Origin of the sequence: [Clostridium] symbiosum (assembly GCA_036419695.1) — a bacterium.
In the GTDB taxonomy this organism is placed as follows: Bacteria; Bacillota; Clostridia; order Lachnospirales; family Lachnospiraceae; genus Otoolea; species Otoolea symbiosa_A.
Genome location: CP143946.1, coordinates 64,184 through 88,713, shown reverse-complemented (window position 1 = coordinate 88,713; position 24,530 = coordinate 64,184). Strand labels below are relative to the sequence as shown.

At 48.1% G+C, this 24,530-nt stretch carries 20 protein-coding genes, 7 tRNA genes and 2 rRNA genes; 1 reads left to right on the top strand and 28 read right to left on the bottom strand.

The features are described 5' to 3' along the window. From V3C10_00485 to V3C10_00395, 19 genes are all read right to left on the bottom strand, one after another. On the bottom strand, positions 1-1,011 hold the full coding sequence (locus tag V3C10_00485; GenBank protein ID WVP62341.1) for an ABC transporter substrate-binding protein: 1,011 nt from the start codon (positions 1,009-1,011) through the stop codon (positions 1-3). Positions 1,012-1,035: 24 nt separating this feature from the next. After that, entirely contained in the window at positions 1,036-2,004 is a 969-nt protein-coding gene (locus tag V3C10_00480; GenBank protein WVP62340.1) for an MBL fold metallo-hydrolase, read from the bottom strand. 242 nt (positions 2,005-2,246) lie between these two features. Beyond that, positions 2,247-3,671: a Sapep family Mn(2+)-dependent dipeptidase gene (locus V3C10_00475; protein ID WVP62339.1), complete on the bottom strand. Its 1,425-nt coding sequence runs from the start codon at positions 3,669-3,671 to the stop codon at positions 2,247-2,249. 25 nt (positions 3,672-3,696) lie between these two features. Beyond that, a complete protein-coding gene (locus V3C10_00470; protein WVP62338.1) occupies positions 3,697-4,644 on the bottom strand; it encodes an oligopeptide/dipeptide ABC transporter ATP-binding protein in 948 nt (315 codons plus the stop codon). Further along, a complete protein-coding gene (locus tag V3C10_00465; protein WVP62337.1) occupies positions 4,644-5,699 on the bottom strand; it encodes an ABC transporter ATP-binding protein in 1,056 nt (351 codons plus the stop codon). Before V3C10_00465 ends, V3C10_00470 begins: the two co-directional genes overlap by 1 nt. Positions 5,700-5,751: 52 nt before the next feature. Further along, the gene (locus V3C10_00460) at positions 5,752-6,633 is read right to left on the bottom strand and encodes an ABC transporter permease (GenBank protein WVP62336.1); all 882 of its coding nucleotides are present in this window, start codon (positions 6,631-6,633) and stop codon (positions 5,752-5,754) included. Between the two features lie 11 nt (positions 6,634-6,644). Next, positions 6,645-7,574, bottom strand: a complete 930-nt coding sequence (locus V3C10_00455) for an ABC transporter permease (protein ID WVP62335.1) — start codon at positions 7,572-7,574, stop codon at positions 6,645-6,647. 152 nt (positions 7,575-7,726) lie between these two features. Then, positions 7,727-9,289: an ABC transporter substrate-binding protein gene (locus V3C10_00450; protein WVP62334.1), complete on the bottom strand. Its 1,563-nt coding sequence runs from the start codon at positions 9,287-9,289 to the stop codon at positions 7,727-7,729. Between the two features lie 18 nt (positions 9,290-9,307). Next, complete coding sequence (locus tag V3C10_00445; GenBank protein WVP62333.1) at positions 9,308-9,679, bottom strand: hypothetical protein; 372 nt, start codon at positions 9,677-9,679, stop codon at positions 9,308-9,310. Positions 9,680-9,691: 12 nt separating this feature from the next. After that, positions 9,692-10,063, bottom strand: coding sequence for a hypothetical protein (locus V3C10_00440; GenBank protein ID WVP62332.1), 372 nt, complete (start codon positions 10,061-10,063; stop codon positions 9,692-9,694). 75 nt (positions 10,064-10,138) lie between these two features. Next, positions 10,139-10,822, bottom strand: coding sequence for an aspartate/glutamate racemase family protein (locus V3C10_00435; GenBank protein WVP62331.1), 684 nt, complete (start codon positions 10,820-10,822; stop codon positions 10,139-10,141). Positions 10,823-10,865: 43 nt separating this feature from the next. After that, positions 10,866-11,264 (bottom strand): VOC family protein, encoded by a 399-nt coding sequence (locus tag V3C10_00430; protein WVP62330.1) that lies wholly within the window; start codon positions 11,262-11,264, stop codon positions 10,866-10,868. 73 nt (positions 11,265-11,337) lie between these two features. Then, positions 11,338-12,579 (bottom strand): aminotransferase class V-fold PLP-dependent enzyme, encoded by a 1,242-nt coding sequence (locus V3C10_00425; protein ID WVP62329.1) that lies wholly within the window; start codon positions 12,577-12,579, stop codon positions 11,338-11,340. Between the two features lie 525 nt (positions 12,580-13,104). After that, positions 13,105-13,701: a TetR family transcriptional regulator gene (locus V3C10_00420; GenBank protein WVP62328.1), complete on the bottom strand. Its 597-nt coding sequence runs from the start codon at positions 13,699-13,701 to the stop codon at positions 13,105-13,107. Positions 13,702-13,870: 169 nt separating this feature from the next. Beyond that, complete coding sequence (locus tag V3C10_00415) at positions 13,871-14,797, bottom strand: LysR family transcriptional regulator (protein ID WVP62327.1); 927 nt, start codon at positions 14,795-14,797, stop codon at positions 13,871-13,873. Further along, a complete protein-coding gene (locus V3C10_00410) occupies positions 14,794-15,624 on the bottom strand; it encodes a MerR family transcriptional regulator (protein ID WVP62326.1) in 831 nt (276 codons plus the stop codon). Before V3C10_00410 ends, V3C10_00415 begins: the two co-directional genes overlap by 4 nt. A gap of 238 nt (positions 15,625-15,862) precedes the next feature. Next, positions 15,863-16,681 carry a creatininase family protein gene (locus V3C10_00405; GenBank protein WVP62325.1) on the bottom strand — a complete coding sequence of 273 codons (819 nt, stop codon included), beginning with the start codon at positions 16,679-16,681 and terminating at the stop codon, positions 15,863-15,865. Positions 16,682-16,726: 45 nt separating this feature from the next. After that, entirely contained in the window at positions 16,727-18,055 is a 1,329-nt protein-coding gene (locus tag V3C10_00400) for a YjiH family protein (GenBank protein WVP62324.1), read from the bottom strand. 164 nt (positions 18,056-18,219) lie between these two features. Continuing rightward, entirely contained in the window at positions 18,220-19,161 is a 942-nt protein-coding gene (locus V3C10_00395; GenBank protein ID WVP62323.1) for a DMT family transporter, read from the bottom strand. Between the two features lie 249 nt (positions 19,162-19,410). Here V3C10_00395 and V3C10_00390 point away from each other — a divergent pair, with 249 nt between their 5' ends. Further along, positions 19,411-19,905, top strand: a complete 495-nt coding sequence (locus V3C10_00390) for an Lrp/AsnC family transcriptional regulator (GenBank protein ID WVP62322.1) — start codon at positions 19,411-19,413, stop codon at positions 19,903-19,905. 57 nt (positions 19,906-19,962) lie between these two features. Here V3C10_00390 and V3C10_00385 read toward each other — a convergent pair. The 9 genes from V3C10_00385 to rrf form a co-directional block, all read right to left on the bottom strand. Then, positions 19,963-20,035: transfer RNA gene (locus V3C10_00385), tRNA-Lys, on the bottom strand. 18 nt (positions 20,036-20,053) lie between these two features. Then, positions 20,054-20,126 (bottom strand) — tRNA-Phe (locus tag V3C10_00380). Positions 20,127-20,279: 153 nt separating this feature from the next. Further along, positions 20,280-20,353, bottom strand: a tRNA-Met gene (locus V3C10_00375). A gap of 58 nt (positions 20,354-20,411) precedes the next feature. Next, a tRNA-Tyr gene (locus V3C10_00370) sits at positions 20,412-20,493 on the bottom strand. 112 nt (positions 20,494-20,605) lie between these two features. Then, positions 20,606-20,678: transfer RNA gene (locus V3C10_00365), tRNA-Thr, on the bottom strand. A 16-nt stretch (positions 20,679-20,694) separates the two neighbouring features. Further along, positions 20,695-20,767, bottom strand: a tRNA-Val gene (locus V3C10_00360). Between the two features lie 16 nt (positions 20,768-20,783). Beyond that, a tRNA-Asp gene (locus V3C10_00355) sits at positions 20,784-20,857 on the bottom strand. Between the two features lie 164 nt (positions 20,858-21,021). Next, positions 21,022-23,909, bottom strand: a 23S ribosomal RNA gene (locus V3C10_00350). Between the two features lie 447 nt (positions 23,910-24,356). Beyond that, positions 24,357-24,474, bottom strand: a 5S ribosomal RNA gene (gene rrf, locus V3C10_00345). Between the last annotated feature and the right edge of the window lie 56 nt (positions 24,475-24,530).

Below are 24,530 nucleotides of genomic sequence, written 5' to 3'. Positions count from 1 at the left end.
TCAGCGCGTGATCAGTGACCGGTCGATCTCTGCGCCGTAAAACTCCCTGTAAAATTCCGCGGCTTCTTCCTTAAATTCATCAAATGGATACAGCTCCTCATGAAGCGCCGACGACAGCCACATGCCGCCGAGAATTCCCGACGGAACAGGAGAATCCCACGCCTCAAAGGAAGACGGCATCTCATATACCTGTCGGTTCTTCACCGCATTGACTCCGGCGAGACGGCTGTCCTTCATCACATCTTCCTTCGTGTAGTCGGCCTCGGGAATCACCACGATCACATCCGGATTATAGGCAATCAGCTGCTCATAGGAAATATCCGCCCAGCCGTTATCCTTCAAATCGGAGGCCGCATTCACTCCTCCGGCCAGCCCGATCAGGGTGCTCTGGTACATCTGGGGCGTTGCGGCCCTCAGTATGCTGCTTGTTCCGGCAATATATACACTCGTAACGCCTTCTTCCGCCTTCTTTTCTGAAGAGGCCTTCTCAAGGATGCCCGCCAGTTTTTCTTCCTTCTGCGCATACCAGCCGAGCAGTTTTTCCGCCTGCCCTTCCGTTCCCGTCAGGGCGGCAATCTCCCGGATTGTCTCCTTAAGAGCCTCCATGCTTTCCGGATTTACCACCAGTGTCCTGATATTCATTCCCTCCAGAATGTCTGCCTGTTCCGACAGTTTCTTTGGAAGAATGACGAGATCCGGTTCCAGTGCGGCACATCCCTCCAAATCAAATTCCTTGGCAGTTCCCACACTTGGAAGCTCTAGAAACTCGGGGGCCGCCAGTTTATAGACAGGGCGGCTCGACGCCTTGGCTTCGATTCCGACCATTCTGTCCTGCAGTCCCAGGGCAATGCAGGCGGATGTCGTGATATAATAACCGCTCACAATCCGCTGTGCCGGTTCCTCCGCTGCGGTTGCCCCGCCTGATGCCGCGCAGCCGGTAAACACTGCTGCCGCCATGATTACTGCCAGTACTGCTGTTATGCGCTTTTTCATACTCCTTAATTTTGCCATAACCGACTCCCTTATTACAAGCTTTTATCTCAGAATCTGATCTCCGTCTTTTGCACAGAGATTGCGTTTAACGCCCAGAGCCTCCATCCATTTACGGACGGTCAGCGTCTTCCAGGGACCCGCATCCACCTGGCCGTTCTTCACGTTATCCCAAAGCCAGTCGGGAGTCGGCCACAGACAGATTTCAGGTCTGATCACACGGTAGAGATCCAGCTCCACCCCGTCCTGGCCGTGATGGGCCATCTGCACGATATCGGCCTTCAAATCTTCCGGTTTATTCTTTTTCAGGAGGTTCTGGCCCGCATCCCAGCCCATATCGCCGAGGAAGAGGATCCTCCTGCCGTTTAAATCCAGGCGGTATGCGACGGAGCTGTTGTTAAAGGTATTATGAAAACTTCGGAACGGCTTGTTCATGACATTGATTGTCACTTCGTCGACCTGGATCTGCTGCCCTTTATCAATGGACGGGTGCAGTTTCTCAGGCGCGATGTTATTAAAGGCCGCCAGCAGATTGTCCAGATTGTCCATCCTGCCCATATGGTCGCCTCTCTCATAAAACTCTCTCTCTAAAAATGAATAGTAAATATTATCAATCTCGATCGGCATCGGCTGTGTATTCAGGATTTCCGTCAGGGCGCCGATGTGATCGCTGTGCGGGTGGGTAATCAGCCACGCCGATACACGGCCTCCCTTGGCCTGAATCGTCTCAATCAGATGAGGGGCATCCTCCCTGAGTCCGCCGTCCACTACAATCACGCTTCCCGCCTTGGTCTGAATGACACAGGACAGGTTCTGGCTCTGGGTTGCCGGTGCAAGCAGCGTAAGCTCCGCCCCTCCCAGGTAAGTCTCTTCCGCCACCGGTGCAATGTCCTGTACGGCGGCCGGCTGTGTTGGAGGAATCACATCCGCATATACCGGGACTGTCACGGTCATCGCCGCTGCCAGGTAAATGCCGGCTGCTCTTTTCACCCATCTATTTATCGCTTTTCTCATCTTTGTGCTTTCTCCTTCATAATCGTAGATTTTCCTCCCACGATTATAACAGTTAGCCACCGCAAAGACAACTTAATAAATTCTGTCAATCATTGAGAAATTCTGTCAAAGCTCTTGTTTATCCTCCACCTGAAGGTCAAAAAAAGAAGAGCCGGCCCTGTCCCGCGGGTTCGTTTCATCTCCCCGTGGCAGCCCCTGCTCTTCTTCCAGATTTATGTGTTTTTCATTTGTGTATCTTTCATCTACTTGCAGATTTCCGCAATGGCCAGTGCAAACAGCTCCGCACTTTTAACCATATCTTCAATAATCAGATACTCGTCGGCTCCATGCATATGATAATCGATTCCCAGCTTCATACATCCGAAAGCAACGCCGTTTTCCAGGCGGTGTGCGTACGTTCCTCCGCCGATCGCCATGCAGTAGCCTTTTTCACCCATCACCTGCTCATAGCAGGATAACAGGGTCTGTACAAACGGTTTTTCGGCCGGTACGTGGTGAGGCGGCGTCATCCGTCTCTCCGGGTCAATCGTAATTCCGGCCGCGCTGAGCCTCGCGCTCAGTACATCCAGCATATTTTCCTTCGTAGCGCAGATCGGCGCGCGGCAGTCTATCTTGCCCATCAATCCCGTTGTTCCGTATTCCACCATATTGGTGCCAAGAGTCAGCACGCCCGACACTTCATCCTTCTGGGCAACGCCTGCTGCCTCTCCATAATAATCATTATGTGGAAAAATCTCAGAAAGTCCCTTTAAGGTCTTAATTCCTGTGCCCTCGGCAAGCGGAAGGCTCACAACGGCTTTGATCAGCCCCGTCACCGCATTATTACCGTCCCAAGGGGTGGAGGCATGGGTACTGATTCCCGTTGCACGGATTACATATCTTCCCTCGGTCCCGGCCGGTGAATCTTCCTCAGGAGCTACGGCAAACTGGATTCCAGTCTCTTCACCGGCTTTTTTGCAGATATCCCTGATAACCGTTTCCGCAAGGCCCTCAACAACGGCTTCCGCACGGTTTGGAACCACATTTCCTGCCGTTCCTCCTTTCAGGGAGACGAGTCTCGGAAGAGCGGTATCTTCCTCCCACTCGGCGCTGTACTTTGTATAAAGGCCGCCTTTTTCAATATTAATCAGCGGATACTCGGCATCCGGTGAAAATGAGCAGGGCGCTTCATTGAATTTGCTGTAATAATATGCCGTATCGCGGCAGGCGGTCTCTTCATCCGCCCCCAGAACCAGACGTACATTTTTAGTCAGCGGAATTCCCAAATCCTTTACCGCCTTCATTGCGTACAGAGCCGCAATGGCCGGTCCCTTGTCATCCGAAGAACCGCGGCCGTACAGGCGGCCGTTCCTGATAACCGGCACAAAGGGATCCGTAACGGTCCATCCGTCTCCGGCGGGCACTACGTCGAGATGAGCAAGAATATCAAGTTCTGTCGGGGCGTCGTTCAGATCGATCACCGCCACTTTATTTTCCAGCACCTCGGCTTTCATTCCCAGCTCTTTTCCAAGCATCTGGGCAAACGCCAGAACCCGGGCATTCTCTTCCCCGAAGGGCATGCCCGGCTGTTCCGGCCCGTTGACGCTGGGAATTCGGATGGCAGCCATAATATCGTTAAGCATTTCCTGCTTATGGACTTCAAAATATTCTTTAATTTTCTGATACATAATTTCCCTCTGCCTCCCGGCAATGTTATTCGTACAGTCTGCAGGCTACATGATGTCCCGGTTCCACTTCCTTAAGCTGGAAGTTTCTGCCCCGGCATTCGTCCGTCGCATGAGGACATCTCGAAGCAAATCGGCATCCTGCCGGCGGTTCGATCGGGCTCTTAACCTCTCCCCTCAGAATCTGTCTCGGTTTTCCTCTCATGGAGAGATCCGGGATCGGGATGGCTGAAAGCAGCGCCTGTGTATAAGGATGCATCGGGTTGACGAACAGCTCCTTGCTGGAAACGCGCTCCACACACTGTCCGAGATACATAACCGCAATCTCATCGCTGATATGTTTAACAACGGAAAGATCGTGTGTGATAAACATGTAAGTCAGGCCGATGCTGTCCTGCAGATCCATCATCAGGTTCAGAATCTGTGCCTGGATTGACACGTCGAGGGCCGATACCGGCTCATCGCAGACAATGAAGTCCGGGTTAACCGCCAGCGCCCTGGCCACGCCGATCCTCTGGCGCCGTCCACCGTCCAGCTCATGCGGGTAGGAGTTAATAAAACGCTGGGCAAGGCCGACCGTCTCCATCAATTGTTCCACACGTCCCTGGATTTCCCTTTTTTCCGTCATCAGCTTATTGGCGATAAGAGGTTCTGCAATAATCTCACTGACTGACATTCTGGGGTTCAGGGAAGAATAGGGATCCTGGAAAATCATCTGGGCCCTCATTCTCATTTCCTTCTGAGCCGCGCCGTGCAGTTTATACATCTCCTGGCCGTCGATAAATACCTGGCCGGAGGTTGGTTCCAAAAGGTTGAGCACAACTCTTCCAAGGGTGGATTTACCACAGCCGGATTCTCCTACTACTCCCAGGGTCTGGCCCTTCTCAATACTGATATTGACGTCGTCCACGGCGTGAAGCATGCCTTTTGGGGTCTTAAAATATTTTTTCAGGTTCTTTGTCTCTATAAAAGCCATCAGCACGCTCCTCCTTCCTTGTCATCCGTCATCGTGTGGTCGTCGGCCATTCTGATACAGCGGATTTTATGGGTTCCGGAATGGTAAATACCCGGCTCCGCCTGTTCACATTTACCGATGCAGTGCGGGCAGCGCGGATGGAAACTGCACCCTCCCGGCAGCGCCGTCGGATCCGGCATAAGTCCCGGAATCGGCTGCAGTCTTTCCGATGTGTCGGTCAGTCTCGGAATCGAATTAAAAAGTCCGACCGTATACGGATGGTGGCTCTTTGTCATGTCGAAGATATCTTCCACCGTGCCATATTCGATGATTTCTCCGGCGTACATAATCGCCACGTCATCGCAGGTCTCGGCCACAACACCGAGATCATGGGTTATTAAAATCATGGATGTATTTAATTTCTTCTTCAGGTTCTCCATCATCTCCAGAACCTGTGCCTGGATTGTAACATCCAGGGCCGTCGTAGGCTCGTCGGCGATTACCAGCTCCGGTTCACAGACAAGGGCCATGGCGATAACCACCCTCTGCTTCATGCCGCCGGAAAACTGATGGGGATATTCCGCCTTACGTTCCGTCGGGATGCCTACCATCTCAAGGATTTCATCGACCCTCTTCATAATTTCCGGGCTCGGTTTACCCAGCTTTTTACCGGGTCTTTTGCCGCCTTTTCCCTCGGCCGCCTCATGGAGCTGCAAAACCTCGGCAATCTGGTCGCCTACCGTGATTACGGGGTTTAAGCTGCTCATCGGGTCCTGGAAGATCATCGAGATCTTCTCGCCCCTGACCTTCTGCATCTCTTCAATCGGGAGATCCAGCAGGTTCCTGCCGTCATAGACAATGCTTCCCTTTCGGATATTGCCGGTTCTCTCCGGGAGGAGTCTCAGTATACTCATAGCAGTTGTCGTCTTACCGGCTCCGGTCTCTCCCACGATACCCAGGGTTTTTCCTCTGACCACGCTGAAGGAAATATTATTAACCGCGCGGACAATCCCCTCCTCCGTATCGTAGGTTACTTCCAAATCCTTTATATCAAGCAAAATATCATTATTATTCATCGTCATACTCCTTCCATTGTTACCATAAACCAGTTCGGGCTTCTTAAAGACTCTACTGTTTCAGCTTCGGATCGAGAGCATCTCTGAGTCCATCGCCCAGGAAGTTACATGCCAGCACTGCCATCATGATGGTAACACCCGGGAAGAATACAAGGTACGGGAAGTCACGCATGAACTCCTGTCCTTCTGTAAGGATAGCGCCCCATTCCGGTTCCGGAGGCTGAACGCCCAGGCCGATAAAGCTCATGGAAGCCGCCGTAAGGATAACGCCGCCCAGTGCCAGAGTCGCCTGTACAATGATAGGTCCCATGGCGTTGGGGATAATGTGACGCATGATGATACGGGCCGTGGACGTACCGCCGCACTGCGCCGCTTCAATGAATTCCGAACCTTTGATTGTCAGCACGGAAGACCGGACAATCATTGCAAACTGAGGTATCATGGAAACCATGATGGCCAGAAGCAGGTTCATAACACCGGTACCAAGGGCAGATACGACACAGATTGCGAACAGCGTGGAAGGAATAGCCATCAGCATATCCATAAAACGCATTACCACAATATCAATCTTACCGCCGTAGTAGCCGGAAATCGCTCCGATTGCGCCGCCGATAAACATCGCTCCGGCTACGGAGACAAAACCGATAAACAGGGAGATACGCGCACCGTATATAATCCTGTAAAGCAGGTCGCGTCCATAAGCATCCGTTCCAAACCAGTGAGTCAGGCTCGGCCCCTGCAGCTTATTCTTCAGATCATGTAATATAATTTTATTATAGTCGACTGTGAATCCGATAGCAATCGAGGCTACAATCATGGCAACAATGATAACCAGTCCGATGACGGCCAGTTTATTCTTTGTCAGACGATGCCATATCATGCCAAGCTGTGAATTTTTCTTCGCAGTCTGTATTTCCAACGTTGTGCTTCCCATGATGCCACCCCCTACTTTGCGTATTGTGCCTTGATTCGTGGATCCACATAAGCGTAAATCACATCCACGATCAGATTGACAAGTCCGAACATTACTGCCAAAAGCAGCGTACATGCCATAACGGCCGGAACATCCTTCGAACGGATGGACATAATCAGAAGCTGGCCGATACCGGACATTCCGAATACGGACTCCGTGATAACGGAACCGCCCAGCATACCGCCGAAGTTAACGCCGACAACCGTGATTAACGGAATCAGTGCATTTGGAAGGCAGTGGTGGAAGATAATTCTGCTCTTTTCCGCTCCTTTTGCATATGCCGTTGTGACGTAGTCCTGGCGGATTACTTCCAGCATCGTGGAACGCGTCATTCGAAGCAGTGTTGCAAATGTGGATGCCGAACTGGTAATCGCCGGCAGGATAAAGTGTGCAAAGGAATCTGAACCAAACGACGGAAGGATTCCCAGTTTTGCTGAAAAGAGAATAATCAGCATAAGGCCCAGCCAAAACGGCGGCATGGAGATGAATCCAAGACCCAGCACGGTTGTCAGGCTGTCAATCCAGGAATACTGCTTTACGGCTGAAAGGATTCCAAGAGGAAGACCGATTGCCGTTGCAAAGAGAACACTCAGAACTGCAAGTTTTGCGGTGGTTGGAAAACGTCTTATAATTTCTTCCACTACCGGCATGCCTGTTCTGTAAGAAACACCAAAATTCCCTGTTAATACATCGCCCATATACCTGAAATAACGCATAATGAACGGATCATTTAATCCCATCTGCTCGTTTAAAGCGGCTATTGATTCGGCTGTCGCTTTCTCCCCCAGAATCAGACGGGCCGGATTACCTGGCATAAAGCTCATGATTGAGAAAATAATAAATGAAATGCCGACGATAACCGGTATCATCAAAAGAAGTCTTTTTGCAATATATTTATGCATACCCCGCTCCTATCTCGAACTGTATTACCGTCCACTCCGTGGACCGTAACCAAACTACTCCTGATTTCATTCGTCCCGCCTCCGGTAATGCTGAATTTTGGAAGGCGGGACAAAATCTTCATTCAATTATGTAACGTTCGTAAGGAATCTTATTATTCCCAGCTGAATTCGTAAATGTTATAGAAGGACCATGGGTTAACCGTAACACCCTTCAGGTTCTTATTGGTCGCAATATTCTTTGTTCCGCTTAAGGTAGGAATCATAGGAAGATCCTCACTCAGCTTAATGAGAAGTTTCTCATACAGAGCGGCTCTTTCCGTCTCATCCAGTGTTACACGTGCTTCGTCCAGGTACTGGTCGGCAACCGGATCGGAATATTTGCTGTAATTGCGGACATCCATCTGGCTGGAGTGAATACCGGAGTAAAGCGCCTCATCAATCGTAGGAGCCGTAAAGGTTCCGCCGTCAACCATAATGTTTGCATCGCCGTTTAAGCAGGCGTCGTCATATGCAGAACGTTCCATCTGGGAAACATTGGCTTTCAGGCCAATCTCTGCAAGAGAGTTCTGTAAAACCTGAGCATATTTGGAAGCTTTTGTATCGTAAACGATGATGGAAATCTCCTGGCTTCCGTCTACGCCGGCCTCTGCAAATAATGCTTTTGCTTTCTCAAGGTCATAAGGATATTTGACAACTTTGTCTGTGTATCCAAGGTACTTCTCATTTGCGAACGTATCCATGATTGTTCCGTTTCCATCCAGAATGCCGTATAGCATGGATTCTTTATCTGTAGCATAAGCCAGAGCCTGGCGGGCTTTAATGTTGTCAAACGGAGCTTTTTCACAGTTGATGGTAATGTAGTTAAGGCCGAATGTATCGCCCATATGAAGCTCTAACTTATCATTTTCCTGGATACGTTTAAAGCTTGTCGGCTGTACGTCTACGTATGCATCGATATCGCCGGATTCGAGGCTCAGAACTGCGGAGTTCGGGTCTGTGATAACACGGTATTCCACGTGTTTAATCGGAACCTCGCCCATGTGGTAATTTTCGTTGGCCTCAAGAACAACCTTCTCTCCTGCCTTCCAGTCCGCTACTTTATAAGGAGCTGTCGTTACAGGATTCTTCTTGAATGCATCCTCACCCATGGACTCAAAAGCGGTCTTGCTGAAGATACCGGCTGTCGGAAGCGCCATTGCGAATAAGAACTCGGGATACGGTCCGTCCAGGATAACTTTTACATGGCTGTCGTCCACTTTCTCAACGCCTGTTACACGTGCAAAGCTTGGAACCGCCATCGGCATCGTCATGCCGCGCTGCAATGAGAAAACAACGTCGTCGATCGACATATCGGTTCCGTCTGTGAATTTAACGCCCGACTTGATGGCAAATGTATATTCCCTTCCGTCTTCGGAAAGCTCCCAGGATTCTGCCAGACACGGTTTAATCTCATAAGTTTCATTGTCCATACGGACGAGCGGGTCGTAAACGCACATGTTGATACGCATACCATTGTCGTTTAAGTTGTCATGTGTATCAAAGTTCGGCGTATCGCCATAATGTCCGATTACCAGTGTGTCTTTTACTTCGCCGCCTGTGCTTGTGCCGCCTGCGGGCTGTGTACCTGAATTTCCTGAGCTTGCCGCATTACCGCCGCATCCCGCCAGAGAAACTGTCATTGCTGCTGCTAAAACAACTGCCAGTATTTTTTTCATAAAATTCCCTCCTGTATTTTACTTGGAAAAATCAAACCAGCTGTCCACGGCCTGTGGCTGCAGGTATTCGCACGTTACAGACTCCAGTTCAAAGAATTCCTGATATGGATCCACCGCCTTGTATGCCTCGTATGGTCCGTCCCAGTCTTTGCGGCGTTCTTTATATGCATGATGTCCTTCCAGGGACTCATATTCAAATAACATAACAAACAGACCGTTGGGATTTCCGTCCCTGTCCGTCTTTCTGAAATACTTTGCGCTTACCCATTCCGGGAACAGTTCTTCTTTATTCTTCTTAACAAATTCAAACCAGTCCTTGATGATTTTGTCGTAAGCTTCCATATCAATATCTTTTTTCAATCTCCATGTTTCGTACTCTAAAAATCTCATAATAACCCCTCCTTATTTCTTATCCGTGTCCAGCCAGCGTTCCGGTTCAATCGGCTGCCAATATGTACATGTGGTCTCGTCATAATTAAAATAGTGATAATACGGATCCACCAGCTTATACGGAGCATACGGCCCCTTATAATTTCTGCGCTTCTTATATGCGTGATGTCCTTCCAGAGACTCATACTCGAATACCATAATGTAACGGCCGGAGGGAACCCCCTCAATATCAGTCTCTTTATAGTATTTTGCGCTAATCCACTCCTGGAACAGCTCTTCCTTGTGATCGTGAAGGAACTGGAACCAGTCACGGAGCATCTGGTCGTACTCTTCCACATTTACCCCGTCTTTTAATTTCCATGTCTCATATTCGTAAAATCTCATTGTAACCTTCCCTTTCTTCATAAAAACAATCCGTAAACCGTTCCGCCTGCCTGTATACTGCCGCCAGCCAATGGCTTAATCACAGTAACATTTCTTATTCAGAACTTCCTGCATCATGTACACTCCCGTATTAATATCAAATACGGGAATCTTAAACTCCCTGGTAATCTCCGATCCAAACACGGCCAGGTTACTGCACTCGAGGAGTACCGCTCCCAGAGCCCCGCATGACTCCTTCAGATGCTTAACTCCATTCAGAACATCTTTCTTCATCTTTTCGTAATCCTGCTTTACCGTTCCTTCGATTACCACTTCTTTAAAATGAGGTTCATTCTGCATTCCGTAGACTGCGATTCCATCCAGGTTCCCGGCTCCGGCCGCTTTCAGATGGCGCTCCCCCAGAAGCGCCGAATGGCCCGTCAGGATGCCGATAGACTGTTCCCCGGATATCATCATCCTTGCAAACGGAAGAAACAAAAGGCTGGAAGATATCACCGGAATTTTGACCGAATCTGCTATCTGCCGCTGGTAGAGGGCCATCAGTCCGCAATCCCCTGCAATCGCGGATACATTCTTTCGTTCCAGCTCTTTTGCAGCTTCACAAAGTCTCTTACACGCATCGGGCGAACCCTCTATCAGGTCCCTGTAACTGCCTTCCACAATGCCGTATTCAACAGGAAAATCAAACGTTCCGGGAAATCCGGGATCCCCTTTCAGTCTGTCGCCGGCCGTGGCGAATAAAAGAATTCCTACCGACATCTTCCTCCCCTTTCTTCATAAATCATTGGTTTAACTGTCTTCATCAGAACAATTCGCTGAGTGCCCCTGATGTAAACTGTTCCACTTCAAAGTGGTATCCTTCCGGACCGGTAAAGAAGAATGATTTAAGATCCAAATCCTTTACCTGCTTGATATCGGAAAGTCCGTCCACTCCTTCACATCCCTTCAGAGCTTCATGGACCTCCTCAATATTGCCGACGGTAAGGCTAATCAGCACGCTGTCCGTGGAGGTAACCTGAATGGAACCGCTCTTGTTGTCAACCGCTCCTAAAAATGCTTTATCACGGAGCCGGTATACTACTGCCCAACCAGGATCGTAAGCCTTTTCCAGCCCCAGAACCTCTTCAAAAAATGGTTTTGCAGCTTCTAAATCGTTAAAATATAAAAACGTGATATTTGACGTAAGCTGAAGTTTGGCCATTCTTTTACTCCTCTTTCATAAATTCATTCTGTTAAATCGTAACAGTTCATGCTGTCTGAACTGTTACGTTAAATCATTTCTTATAATCAGGCTCTCTGCCGATCTCTTTAATGAGTTCTTTCATAGCGGCGATCATGGTGTCGATATCCTTCTCATTATTGAAGTACTGGCAGGAGATTCTGAAACCGCCGATATAATCGGTAAATCTCTGTGCGATAAAAATTCTCTGTGCGTGAAGTTTTTTAAGAATCATTCTGTCGACATCGAGGTCGTCATATAATCTTGCGATTACGATTCCGCCGAAATGTCCCGGATCTCTGTGCGTAATAAGTGTACCACCGATCTCCTCAATCTTGTCCATGCAATATGTAGCAATTTCTCGAATCCGTTTCTCAATGTTCTCGATTCCAATCTCATTGACAAGAGCCAGGGATTCACCTAAAGCAATTGCTCCCGTGTAGTTGGAGGTTCCGCCGATTTCAAACTTTCTGGCCGTCTCATCAAATGTCCAGGCATTTACCGACGGTGCTGCCGGATTCTCCCAGTATGCGCCCCATCCGCCTTCCGGAACAGTTGTATTCAAATATCCTGCATATGACTGTTTAATCTTTGGAAGCGCTTCCTTGTTTACATAGAGAACGCCGGTTCCGTATGGGGAGTTCAGCCACTTGTGTCCGCCCGCCGTCAGGATATCGACATGGCATTCTTTTGTATCAATCTTTGTAACGCCCAACTGCTGAACGGCATCTACTACAAGGAAAATACCTTTCTCTTTACAGAACTCGCCAAGCTCTTTCAAATCTGTCTGCCATCCGTTACACCACTCCAGAGTGGACATAACAATCAGTTTTGTCTTCTCATCTGCGAGAGCTGCAAAATCCTTTGCTGTAAAACGGTTATCATCTGTTTTGCAGACACGAATATCGATGTTCTTGTCTTTTCTCATAACGCACCAGGGAAGGGCTACCTGGATAAACTCCAGATTTGTTGTGATGATGTTATCGCCATCCTGCAGTTCAATACCCTGTGCCGCGATATTAAGACCGTGGGAAGTACTCTCAACAAGAGCAATCTCTTCCGGATCCGCGTTCAGCAGCTTTGCGGCTTCTTCGTAAGCTTTATGCCTGAGAGAATCCATCGCGATATGGTGAGCGCTGGAGTTCGCCTCTTCCTGTGTAGCCGTCATTTCCGCAAATGCCTTTACTGCCTTCACGGTACGCTGAGGAGCAAAACTCACACATGCTGCATCTAAAAATGTCATCGTTTCAAGTACCGGCCACTCCTCTTTACGTATCTTTTCAAAATCAATATTCATTTCAATAATCCTCCTTGCATACATTTCCGTTAAAGCTGTCCCAAGACCTTTTCCGTACGTATACATTCATGCATGTTTGTATATTTGTATAGTAACAGTTTTCTGTTTACTTGTCAATTGCTTTGCTTTATTTTAATAATAACTTTTCATTTATACTTTATACTGCATGTTACAAAATATTTTATAGAAAACTTTTATAATTATGTAGTTTTTTTATTCTTTCAAGTCACCTTTAAGGAATTATTTCAAATGAAATCAGATAATTCCTGTCCTGATTCCGAGATGTACTTTATTTTCAATACAATTCCTCCACCTATCCAAGAAACATAAATCGACATTTCATAAAATAAATATAATAATGCTCCTTATGAGGACCACCTGCATACGAGCAGGCCTCCGTCATCCATAAAAGCAGAATTCAAAAACGCACAGAAGCGGAATCACTTCCGCCCTGTGCGCTTTGTCTCTATCTTGTTCACTTTTAATCTCTCATCTTTTATTCTTTACATCTTATTCTTTTACATTCTATTCTCTCAGAAGCAGATGAACATACTTCCGAATCAGTTTTTTATCAATTCCTATAGCAATCTCTCTCGGAATGTCCTGGATATAAACACCGTCCAATGCATAGAACATCAGGAAAGCCAGTTCATTCTCCGATATATCATCCAGTTTATTATTTCTGTTCTTAATACGCCTGATAGGCTCCAGAAAATAACTGTACTGGCGCTTCTTATCCTCCAGCATTCTCTCTCTCAACTCAGAAAATTCGTCATGTCCCTGGACATAAGCCATCGTCTTCCTGGCAAACCGGAAATCATCCGTCATACAGTTCGGCAGCCACATAAGTTCAACCAGAATTTCCTCGTCCTTAAGGCCGTCATTGTGGGCGATGTTCTTTACCACCACATTATGGATACGGTTCAACGTCTCAATGACCGTATTCTCAAAAATCTCATATTTGTTTTTAAAATGCCAATACGCCGCCCCCCTGGTAACCTGGGCCAGCTGACAAATCTGCTCAAGTGACGTCCGGTCGTAACCATTCTCTAAAAAAAGATGAAATGCCGCTTCAAGCAGATTCTGCTTTGTAAGCTCTGCATCTTCTTTCGTTTTTCTCATGAAAAAGCAATCCCCCTCGATCGTTTTATTTTACAAACATACAGCATATATGATACGAAAGTCTGGTCTTACAAAGGCATATTCTTTTTTTTCGGTCTGACGTTATTGGGCTATGTTTTAAAAATACTTAAACCTTTGGTAACACTTACATACTATCATGATCTTATCTTTATGTCAAATTAAACTCTTCCCGCAAAAAGAGGAGCATTTTCTGTGCTGCCAGTGAAACATAACTTCCCTGTAACAGGGCGGCAAAGAAGCCGAATGGCACACCGTACCGCTCGTCAATTAAAAAGTATTCCCGTTCCTTTAGTGCGGCCGAAATCTGTTTTTCGGGCAGTATCACGGTGGCGTAATCCGCCTGTGCCAGCGCATCCAAGGTACTGAGATTACGCGACACCTGCTTGACCCGCGGTATAATTCCGGCCTTAGCAAAAATCTGTTCCGTAACCATGCGGCTCCTCTGCCGGCCCGGTGTCAGTGCCACCGGTTCCATCTCCAGAAACCGGATATCCAGATAGGGACGCCCGGAACCGTCGCCGTCCTCTTTCTCTCTATAGATGAATTTCCGGTAATCACTGTCCCTGCGGGGTACAATCACCATCTGGTCGTGTATCAGTTCAAAGCTCTCCAGGCCGGGTGTAAGGATCGGAGGATGTAAAATGCCCACGTCGATCTCCCCCGCCGCCAGCATCTCCTCTATCTTGTCGCTGGCCGCTTCCTCCAGAATAATGTCAATATGGGGACACTGCTCCCGGAATCTCGGCAGAAATTGCGGCAGGACATGAGCCGCCTGGGATCCGGTAAAGCCAAGTCTCACCTCTCCCCGCTCCGCATGGGCGATATCTTCAATCTCCTTCTTCATCTGCTGCTCTTCATAAAGCATCTTATTCACAAACTCCAGGAACCGCTGGCCTTCCGCCGTCAGCGACACGCCTGCCGCCGTCCTGATGAACACAGGCGTGCCAAGCTCCCTCTCCACCTTCTGGACACACTGGCTGAGAGCCGGCTGTGCAACGAAAAGTTTCGCCGCTGCCTTTGTCATATTTTTTTCAGCGGCTATCCGGCTGATGTAATGCAAGTCTTTTAATGTCATAATTCCCTCACAGGTATCTGAATCTCTGTCACAAAATCTTCAGGGTTACTGGTATGCACAATATTGATCAGGGACGCCTCTACTGCGTGTCCGTTTATCTGATATCCATTTTTCCCGATAAAAGAACAGACTCTTTTATATTCGGCGGGAAGGCCGACATAATCGCCTATGTGGATCACTGCCGCATAGAGCGACTCCGGCAGCTCAAGCACATTGGGACTTTTAAACGGTTTCGGCACAAGCAGGCCGATTCCGCTGTAATACTTAAACTTTCCCTGCTGAATCTTGTCCTGATCCATCGCCAAAACCATTTTATTGTCAAGCTCCCGTGGAATAGACAGCCCGGCCGCCTTCACATATGCCTTATACAGCACCTCTACATATTGGCTCAGCTCATTCAGTTCAAAATTAGCATTGATATAGAATACGTATCTTGCAGGGATATATCTGAACTCACACTCCATTTTACGATGGCCCCGGCCGGCCAGCCGGATCATCTCCAGATAAAAATCAATCCGCTCCCGGATGCTGATCAGTTCCTGTATTTTATCTTCTACATCACCGCGGTTTATTTTCAGTACTTCGCCAAGGGATTCCAGATTCTTATTCTCCGCAAAGACTGCTATCTCATCCAGGGAAAAGCCGATCCGTTTCAGTTCCCTTATCATGAACATCTTATTAAACTGCTGTTGATCATAAAAGCGGTACTTTGTCTGAGGATCCACAATACTTGGTTTTAACAGGCCAATCCTGTCATAATAGTGCAGCGTCTGGTTCGAAACATTAAAATAACCGGCTACCTCAGAAATAGTATAGAGTGATTTCATGGCACCTCCTCCGCCAAATCTTTCATTCTTTTATCAACTGCCTGGCGTTACCCATCTTTGGTCATTATATCACAAAGAGGAGGGCCAGGTGAATACTTAATATCGGGTTATGCAAAAAGCCGAAGAGGGCATAGTTACTGTTCACACCGCATTGCGCTGTGAACAATAAAACGCCTCGCGGAACATTACCTGTGAATAGTAACAGGGCATATGCATATTGTGCATACACCCTTTTCTTTCAGACTGCGTCATGGAAAATATACTCTGCAATTCCTTCCGCATACTTTTCAAACTGAACCGTCACCCTGCCGTACTCTGCCGGATGGCCCAGATAACCGTCCGGAGTCAGGAACAGCGTATCCCGGCCTCCTGCCATCCATCTCTGAATATCCTCCTTCCCCAGCTCAAGGGGCGGCAGCGTCCCGGCCAGCGGCCGGTTTACCTGTTCCGGATAGTATCTGAGCATCTGGGCCGTCTCGACGGCTCCCGCATGGATATCGAAAAACCCTGTTTCCGGCGTTTCAATGACCTCAGGTCCTAAAAATGTAACATGTTTTTCGGTCCCCTCCAGGCCATACGGCGCCTTAAGGCGATGTTCCAGGACGTACCTGGCATTCATTCCCGTATTTTTTGCAGCCTGCCCAAATGCCTCAACCAGTACCTTTCCATGTACGCTGTCTCCGTGATGGTTCACACCGAACACATTGGTAAATCCAAAATTGGCAAGAGACTCTATAATGTCCTGAATCATCGCCATAACCGTTTCCGGCCGCGAGGTAAAGCATCCCGGAAAGGCTCCCGTCGCCTGGTTAATTCCCCAGTAAAATGGCGGCGCGATCACCGCTTTCCGGCCTCTCTTTTCCAGAATGTCCCGTATCAGCACACACTTTGCATAGACGAGGTAAGTATCCGTTCCAAGGCTGAGCTGGGGCCCATGCTCTTCCACCACGCCGAGGGGCAGAATTACAAGCGCATTACCGTCTGCAAGTTCTTTAATTTCCCTCCAGGTCATATCAATCATTGTCTGTGTAAAATGGTCATTTAAAATAATCGGCATTTCTATTTCCACCCTTTCTTTTTATTTCATCCGGAGCCGTTCATCTTACCGTAGGAATATATGTGCCACGGCCGATGCGATCCCCAGGGATAAAATCGTGCGTTCAATCCAGATAATCAGGATATCCTTCATTTTCAGTGGGATATCCGTAGCCGTCAGCGCCGGAATACAGGCCGAGAAAAATAATATGGCCGATACGCTCGTCACTCCTACCGTGAATTTTGTGATAACCGGCGCTCCCGCCACAACGGCCGCTGGAAGAAACATTTCAGCAATCTCAATGGCAGCCCCCTTTGCCGCCAGCATCGGTTCCGGTATCTGGAACAGCCATGTAAACGGATAGAAAATAAGTCCGATGATGTCGAATACGGGCGTCATGTCGGCTATCAGAATCCCCAGAAGTCCAATGGAGAGAATACTTGCCACCTGTGATGTCAGCATGAGAACGGCATCAACATAGTAATCTTTAAACAGGGATACCATCGACTTCGCATTGCGTGCCGTTTCCACTCCCTGATTCCATGCAAAGACCAGAACACTTCCCTCCGGCTGCGGCGGCTGTTCCGCCGGCTTATCATAATAAGAATTGGGAATCCTGGTAATCGGATAAATCCGGGCGGTAACAGCGGTTGTCCCAAAGGTAGCTAACAGGCAGGTAATCAAAAACAGGCTTGAATGCTCCCCCAGCCCCAGCGTATTCGCTATAATCAGCATAAACGATACCGCTACGGTGGAAAAGCCCGTTGCTATAATGGCGCTCTCCCTGGCCGTGTAGACCCCCCGTTTATAAAGTTTGTTCGTCACAAGAAGGGCCGTGCCATACGCGCTGATAGTCGATACCAGGGCGTCAAGTGCGCTTTGTCCGGGAGTATGGAACACTTTTCTCATAATTTTCTGCATCAGCGCGCCGAAAAATTCAACTACGCCGTAATACATCAGCGGCACAAACCCAATACCGTAAATAACCGACATAAGGGTAATGGAACAGACTAAATTGTCCCATAAAAACGGCAGATAATCGGGCTGTTTAAACAGCTCCGGCCCCAGATTAAATGCTGCCATGACCGCCACCCCTGCGCCCAGCACTTTAAAAACAGTAAATATCCGATCCGACATCGAGCGGTTAAACGTTCCCCTGATGAACGGCAGCGCCGCTCCCGCTATCACGAACAGCATAGCGATAAACGGCACGGCCGGACCAAGCAGTCCGTTCAGCCAATTATAGATATGCTGCAGAGGTGTCGTCTTTACTCCTCCGATTGAAATATCAATAAAAAACATGAACATTCCAATCAGTGAAAACACAACAAACTTAAAGGTACCTAACGTTTTCCCCACCGTCTTTTTACCGGTTTCCTCCTGTACACTCATCATAATCCACCTTTCCTTTCCTTCGTAACCCCGGTTTATATCTGTATTAATTATGTAAGATCAAGTTACTATAGAGTCAATATAAAAATAGCAGATTAGGCATAAATAAACCCGCCAAATAACAGGAGAAAACCTTATACCTGGTATAGAGTTTTTTCAAATCCGGATTATCTTCGTTTTCCTTCATCTGATACGCCCGCCGAACGGTTTGACAGGAAGACCCCCGTAAGAACGGCTGCCGATCCAATAAACTGCAGTACGGTAAAAGCTTCCCCCAAAAACACAATTCCGGCAGCAATTGAAACTACGGTTACCATATTCGTAAAGATACTTGCCTGAGCCAGGCTCAGACAGGAAAACGCATAATTTAGCAGGAAGAAAGCCCCAACCGAAGAGAACGCCGCCAAATAAAAGATGCTTCCCCAGACACAGGGTTCCTGAAGCGGACGAAGTACCGCCGCCAGAGAATTTCCGCCCGTTTTCACCAGCGCAAAAAGGATAAAAAATGCACTGCCGAATGCAATCATGACATAAGTCCTCTCAAACGAAGTAAAAAAATCCGCGGTATCCCTCATAAGCAGATTATATGCCACACTTGATATGACCGCACAGAACAAAAAGATTATACCCTTTATCTCCGTACTCCCGTCCTGCTGTACCAATGAGATTACGGCTACCCCTGCCACCGAAATGACCGAACCGAAAAGCTGCCGCCCGGAGGGAATCTCTTTTCTGAATATAATACCGGCAAACAGCGTAATAACCGGAACGACAGCCAGCAGCGTACCCGCAAATGCGGTGGACGTGCCCCTGATGCCATAATTTTCAAAGGTGTAGTAAAGAACCGGCTGGACCAGCCCAAGTAATAATATTTTCCCCAGAGGTTTCCCTTTCAGACTGACTTTCACTTTTCCCGTCAGCAATATTAAATTGAGAATTAAAAATGCCGTAGTAAACCGTACTGCCAGCAGAACAAAAGGCTCAAGCCGTAATAACGCTACCTTGGAAAACAGAAAACTCAAGCCGAAAAACGTATTCCCCAAGATTGCCGCTCCGACTGCTTTCATCATTTTTGTTTCTTTTTTTATAACTTTTGTTTCTTTTCTCATTGTTCTCATCCCCTCTCTCTTTTTGCTTGTAACAGCGTCATAACCTCCATTGACGCGGCCTCCAAGCACTTAACAGTATAAAGGCAATTAAAAAGAACATCTATTTATCCACAATAACACGTTAAAATGTTAATCTTTTCCTCATCAAAACGTTAAATTGTGAATAACCGGGTATAAAAAATAAAGCACAACCGCTTACAGTTAACCACCAATTGTGTTTAAATCATACTTTTGCTATAATTAAGTTAAATGCGAATAAAGGGGATGAAAAAAATCGATCAGACCGACCAAAAGATTATAAAACTCTTACAGGAGAATGCCCGCATGTCTTTTTCCGAAATTGGAAACAGGACTTCTCTATCCACACCGGCAGTGAGCAACCGTGTCCAGAAACTCCAGGAACAGGGCGTTATAAAGGGATATACCGCTATCCTGGACGCACAGGCTATGGATAAGAGGCTGCTATGCTATTGCCAGATCTATTTACAGGGCAGGCAGACTGCAGGAAACCAGTCCTTTTTAGATGCGGTTTTAGAGGAACCGGATATATGGGAGGCCTACTGTGTCAGCGGCGACTATGAGTATCTGCTTAAGATTGTGACAGCCTCCACCCAGTCCCTGGAATCCGTATTATCCGGGCTCCGGAGCAGATTTCCCGCCATGAAGACTAAATCTTCCGTAGTTTTGTCTTCATTGAAGGAACCGCCCTCTGTTCTTGACATTTCAAATCAGAAATTTAAATGACAAAAAAGCGGAAAGCCTGCATTCCACAAGGTTTTCCGCTTTTCGTTGTTTCATTCATGAGGCATCGGGGATTCGAACCCCGGACAACTTGATTAAAAGTCAAGTGCTCTACCGACTGAGCTAATACCCCATTGGTATTAAACCAAAGTGCCCAGAGCCGGAATCGAACCAGCGACACGAGGATTTTCAGTCCTCTGCTCTACCAACTGAGCTATCTGGGCTTGTCCTTTTTAGCACTTTGATGTGAAGCTGGGACTTTCGGTCTTCACTTACGTCATTCGCCGTATATAGACAAAATGCCAAAAACGTTCAAGAGTGCAAACACTCTTGCCAGTTTTCGGCAGCTTATCTACGCACATCTCATTGCAAAAAAATTGCGGGGGCAGGATTTGAACCTACGACCTTCGGGTTATGAGCCCGACGAGCTTCCAGACTGCTCCACCCCGCGCTAATTATTACATATTCTATTATATACAATAAGTGTGAAAAATACAACACTTATTTAATGGATGGAGGTGGATTCGAACCACCGAAGCGTGTCGCAACAGATTTACAGTCTGCCCCCTTTGGCCACTCGGGAACCCATCCAAATTATCTTTTAAGGAAGCACCATGCTCAATGTCGCGCAAAAAAACGCGCTCGTTTCGCAGGTGTACTTAATCGACTAGGCTCGAAAAGACCTCGCCAAGCGATTAATGCAAGCCGATGATCGGACTCGAACCGATAACCTGCTGATTACAAATCAGCTGCTCTGCCAATTGAGCCACATCGGCGTTTTTATAGAAGAAATGGGGCCTATAGGGCTCGAACCTATGACCCTCTGCTTGTAAGGCAGATGCTCTCCCAGCTGAGCTAAGACCCCTTATCTTTATAAAAAACGACCCAGATCGGACTCGAACCGACGACCTCCGCCGTGACAGGGCGGCGCTCTAACCAACTGAGCCACTGGGCCATATATACCTTCAAAACCACATATTGAAATTCATCCGTTTTTTTAACTTTGTTTCCCCGTCAATTCACTAAACTCGGTAACACCTCGTTAAGTGTCTGACGTGCCTCGTACTAAGTTCGGCAATACCTCACTAAGTACTCTGGCAATATCCATAACCTAACCTTTTGGTTAAGCCCTCGACCGATTAGTAACAGTCAGCTGCACATGTTGCCATGCTTCCACCTCTGCCCTATCTACCTCGTCGTCTTCAAGGGGTCTTACTCTTGCGATGGGATATCTCATCTTGAGGGGGGCTTCACGCTTAGATGCCTTCAGCGTTTATCCCGTCCCGACTTGGCTACTCTGCCATAGGATTGATTCCTAACAGATACACCAGAGGTCAGTCCATCCCGGTCCTCTCGTACTAAGGACAGCTCCTCTCAAATATCCTACGCCCGCGCCGGATAGGGACCGAACTGTCTCACGACGTTCTGAACCCAGCTCGCGTACCGCTTTAATGGGCGAACAGCCCAACCCTTGGGACCTACTTCAGCCCCAGGATGCGATGAGCCGACATCGAGGTGCCAAACCACTCCGTCGATGTGAACTCTTGGGAGTGATAAGCCTGTTATCCCCAGGGTAGCTTTTATCCGTTGAGCGATGGCAATCCCACTTTCATACCACCGGATCACTAAGTCCTACTTTCGTACCTGCTCGACCCGTCAGTCTCGCAGTCAAGCTCCCTTATGCCTTTGCACTCTTTGAATGGTTTCCAACCATTCTGAGGGAACCTTTGAGCGCCTCCGATACCCTTTCGGAGGCGACCGCCCCAGTCAAACTCCCCACCTGACATTGTCCCACCACCGGATCACGGTGGCTGGTTAGAAATCCAGTATCACAAGGGTGGTATCCCAACAGTGACTCCAAGAAGACTGGCGTCCTCCCTTCTTTGTCTCCCACCTATCCTGTACATGCAATACCGAATCCCAGTATCAAGCTAGAGTAAAGCTCCATGGGGTCTTTCCGTCCTGGCGCAGGTAACCAGCATCTTCACTGGTATTTCAATTTCACCGGGTGCATTGTTGAGACAGCGCTCAAATCATTACGCCTTTCGTGCGGGTCGGAACTTACCCGACAAGGAATTTCGCTACCTTAGGACCGTTATAGTTACGGCCGCCGTTTACTGGGGCTTAGATTCAAAGCTTCGATTGCTCTAACCTCTCCTCGTAACCTTCCAGCACCGGGCAGGCGTCAGCCCATATACCTCACCTTACGGTTTTGCATAGACCTGTGTTTTTGCTAAACAGTTGCTTGAGCCTATTCTCTGCGGCCCACTCTCGTGGGCACCCTTTATCCCGAAGTTACAGGGTCATTTTGCCGAGTTCCTTAACAATGCTTCTCCCGCCGGCCTTAGGATTCTCTCCTCATCCACCTGTGTCGGTTTACGGTACGGGTACATATCACACAATAGCGGCTTTTCTCGACAGCCCCTACGCCAACTTCGCTACTAATAATTCGCTACGCATCACGTCCTCCTGTTGTTAAGCGGATTTGCCAGCTTAACCAGTCCTACGCTTGCCCCGGTCTTTTCATTCCCGGGTTTGGCACCGGTTCTGTGTCCCCACAGTTCTGATGATATGCAGTACAGGAATTTCAACCTGTTGTCCATCGACTACGCTTCTCAGCCTCGCCTTAGGCCCCGACTTACCCAGAGCAGATCAGCTTTACTCTGGAAACCTTAGATATTCGGCCTGGAGGATTCCCACCTCCATCTCGCTACTCATTCCGGCATTCTCTCTTCTTAAAAGTCCACAGCTCCTTATCGGTACTGCTTCGCTCCTTTAAGAATGCTCCTCTACCAATTGTCTTACGACAATTCCTAAGCTTCGGTGTTGTGTTTTAGCCCCGGACATTTTCGGCGCAGGACCTCTCGACTAGTGAGCTATTACGCACTCTTTGAATGTGTGGCTGCTTCTGAGCCAACATCCTAGTTGTCTTTGAAATCCCACATCCTTTTCCACTTAACACACACTTTGGGACCTTAGCTGTAGGTCTGGGCTCTTTCCCTTTTGACTACCCAACTTATCTCGTGCAGTCTGACTCCCGTACATCATTTACGCGGCATTCGGAGTTTGATATTCTTCGGTAGACTTTGACGTCCCCTAGGAAATTCAGTGCTCTACCTCCGCTAAACTAATACGAGGCTAGCCCTAAAGCTATTTCGAGGAGAACCAGCTATCTCCGGGTTCGATTGGAATTTCTCCCCTATCCACACCTCATCGCCACCCTTTTCAACGGATGTGCGTTCGGTCCTCCATTTCCTTTTACGGAAACTTCAACCTGGACATGGATAGGTCACCCGGTTTCGGGTCTGCACATGCTGACTTGACGCCCTATTAAGACTCGCTCTCGCTTCGGCTCCGCACCTGTAGTGCTTAACCTTGCCAGCATCCGCAACTCGCCGGACCGTTCTACAAAAAGTACGCGGTTGCACCTTAACGTGCTTCCACAGTTTGTAAACACAGGGTTTCAGGTTCTCTTTCACTCCCCTCCCGGGGTCCTTTTCACCTTTCCTTCACAGTACTATGCGCTATCGGTCACTAAGAAGTATTTAGCCTTGGGGGGTGGTCCCCCCGACTTCCCGCAAGGTTCCACGTGTCTCGCGGTACTCTGGATCCTGCTGCTGCCTATTGTTTTCATGTACGGGGCTTTCACCCTCTCTGGCCGGTCTTTCCAGGACCGTTCCATTAACAAATCGGCTCACGTATGCAGTCCGTAACCCCAGAGTGCACGCACTCTGGTTTGGGCTCTTTCCCTTTCGCTCGCCGCTACTCAGGAAATCGATTTTTCTTTCTCTTCCTCCGCCTACTTAGATGTTTCAGTTCAGCGGGTTCCCTTCCATACGTTATGTATTGGCGTATGGATACTTGAGGTCTTCTCAAGTGGGTTTCCCCATTCAGATATCTCCGGATCAAAGGATATTTGCTCCTCCCCGAAGCTTTTCGCAGCTTATCACGTCTTTCATCGGCTCTTAGTGCCAAGGCATCCACCCTGCGCTCTTATTAGCTTAACCAATTGACTCAAACCTGCGGGTGCGGGTTCTTGTCTAAGATTCATAGCGTTGAATCTCTGGTTTAGGTTTACAAATAAATTCGTTTTGGTTTGTTTTTTTCGGTTACACTTTCGTGTAACACCTCGGATGTCTTGATTTTGTCTCTCTCCCCTTCCTTATGGCAAGCCACTCAGAAGAGTTTTGAAACTCTATCTAGATATTATTTCAATATGCAGTTTTCAAGGTACATATCTGACTGAAGTTTATCAGTCATTAGCAAACTCGATGAACTCAAATTCACTAATCACTGGTAAAAACCAGTTATATGGAACAGCACTACCCTGCTGGAGTGGGTTAACACATCGTCATCACAGATGTCTTTTTCATCTGGTTAAAAACTACAAATTCATCCATTCAGATGTGTCCGTTCTATATAAAACACTCTTGCGAGTGAGTTTTTAAAAAGTAATCCGGCAGCCACCTGCTTTCCCATATCGTTACCAATATAGTATCATCGGCCGCTCAGGTCTTAACCATCGTGTTCGGGATGGGAACGGGTGTGACCCCTGAGCGCATCGCCACCGGAAATTTTCATTTCCAGGCTACGTTAATTGCACCTCCAAAAGCTACGCTTTTCTCGGT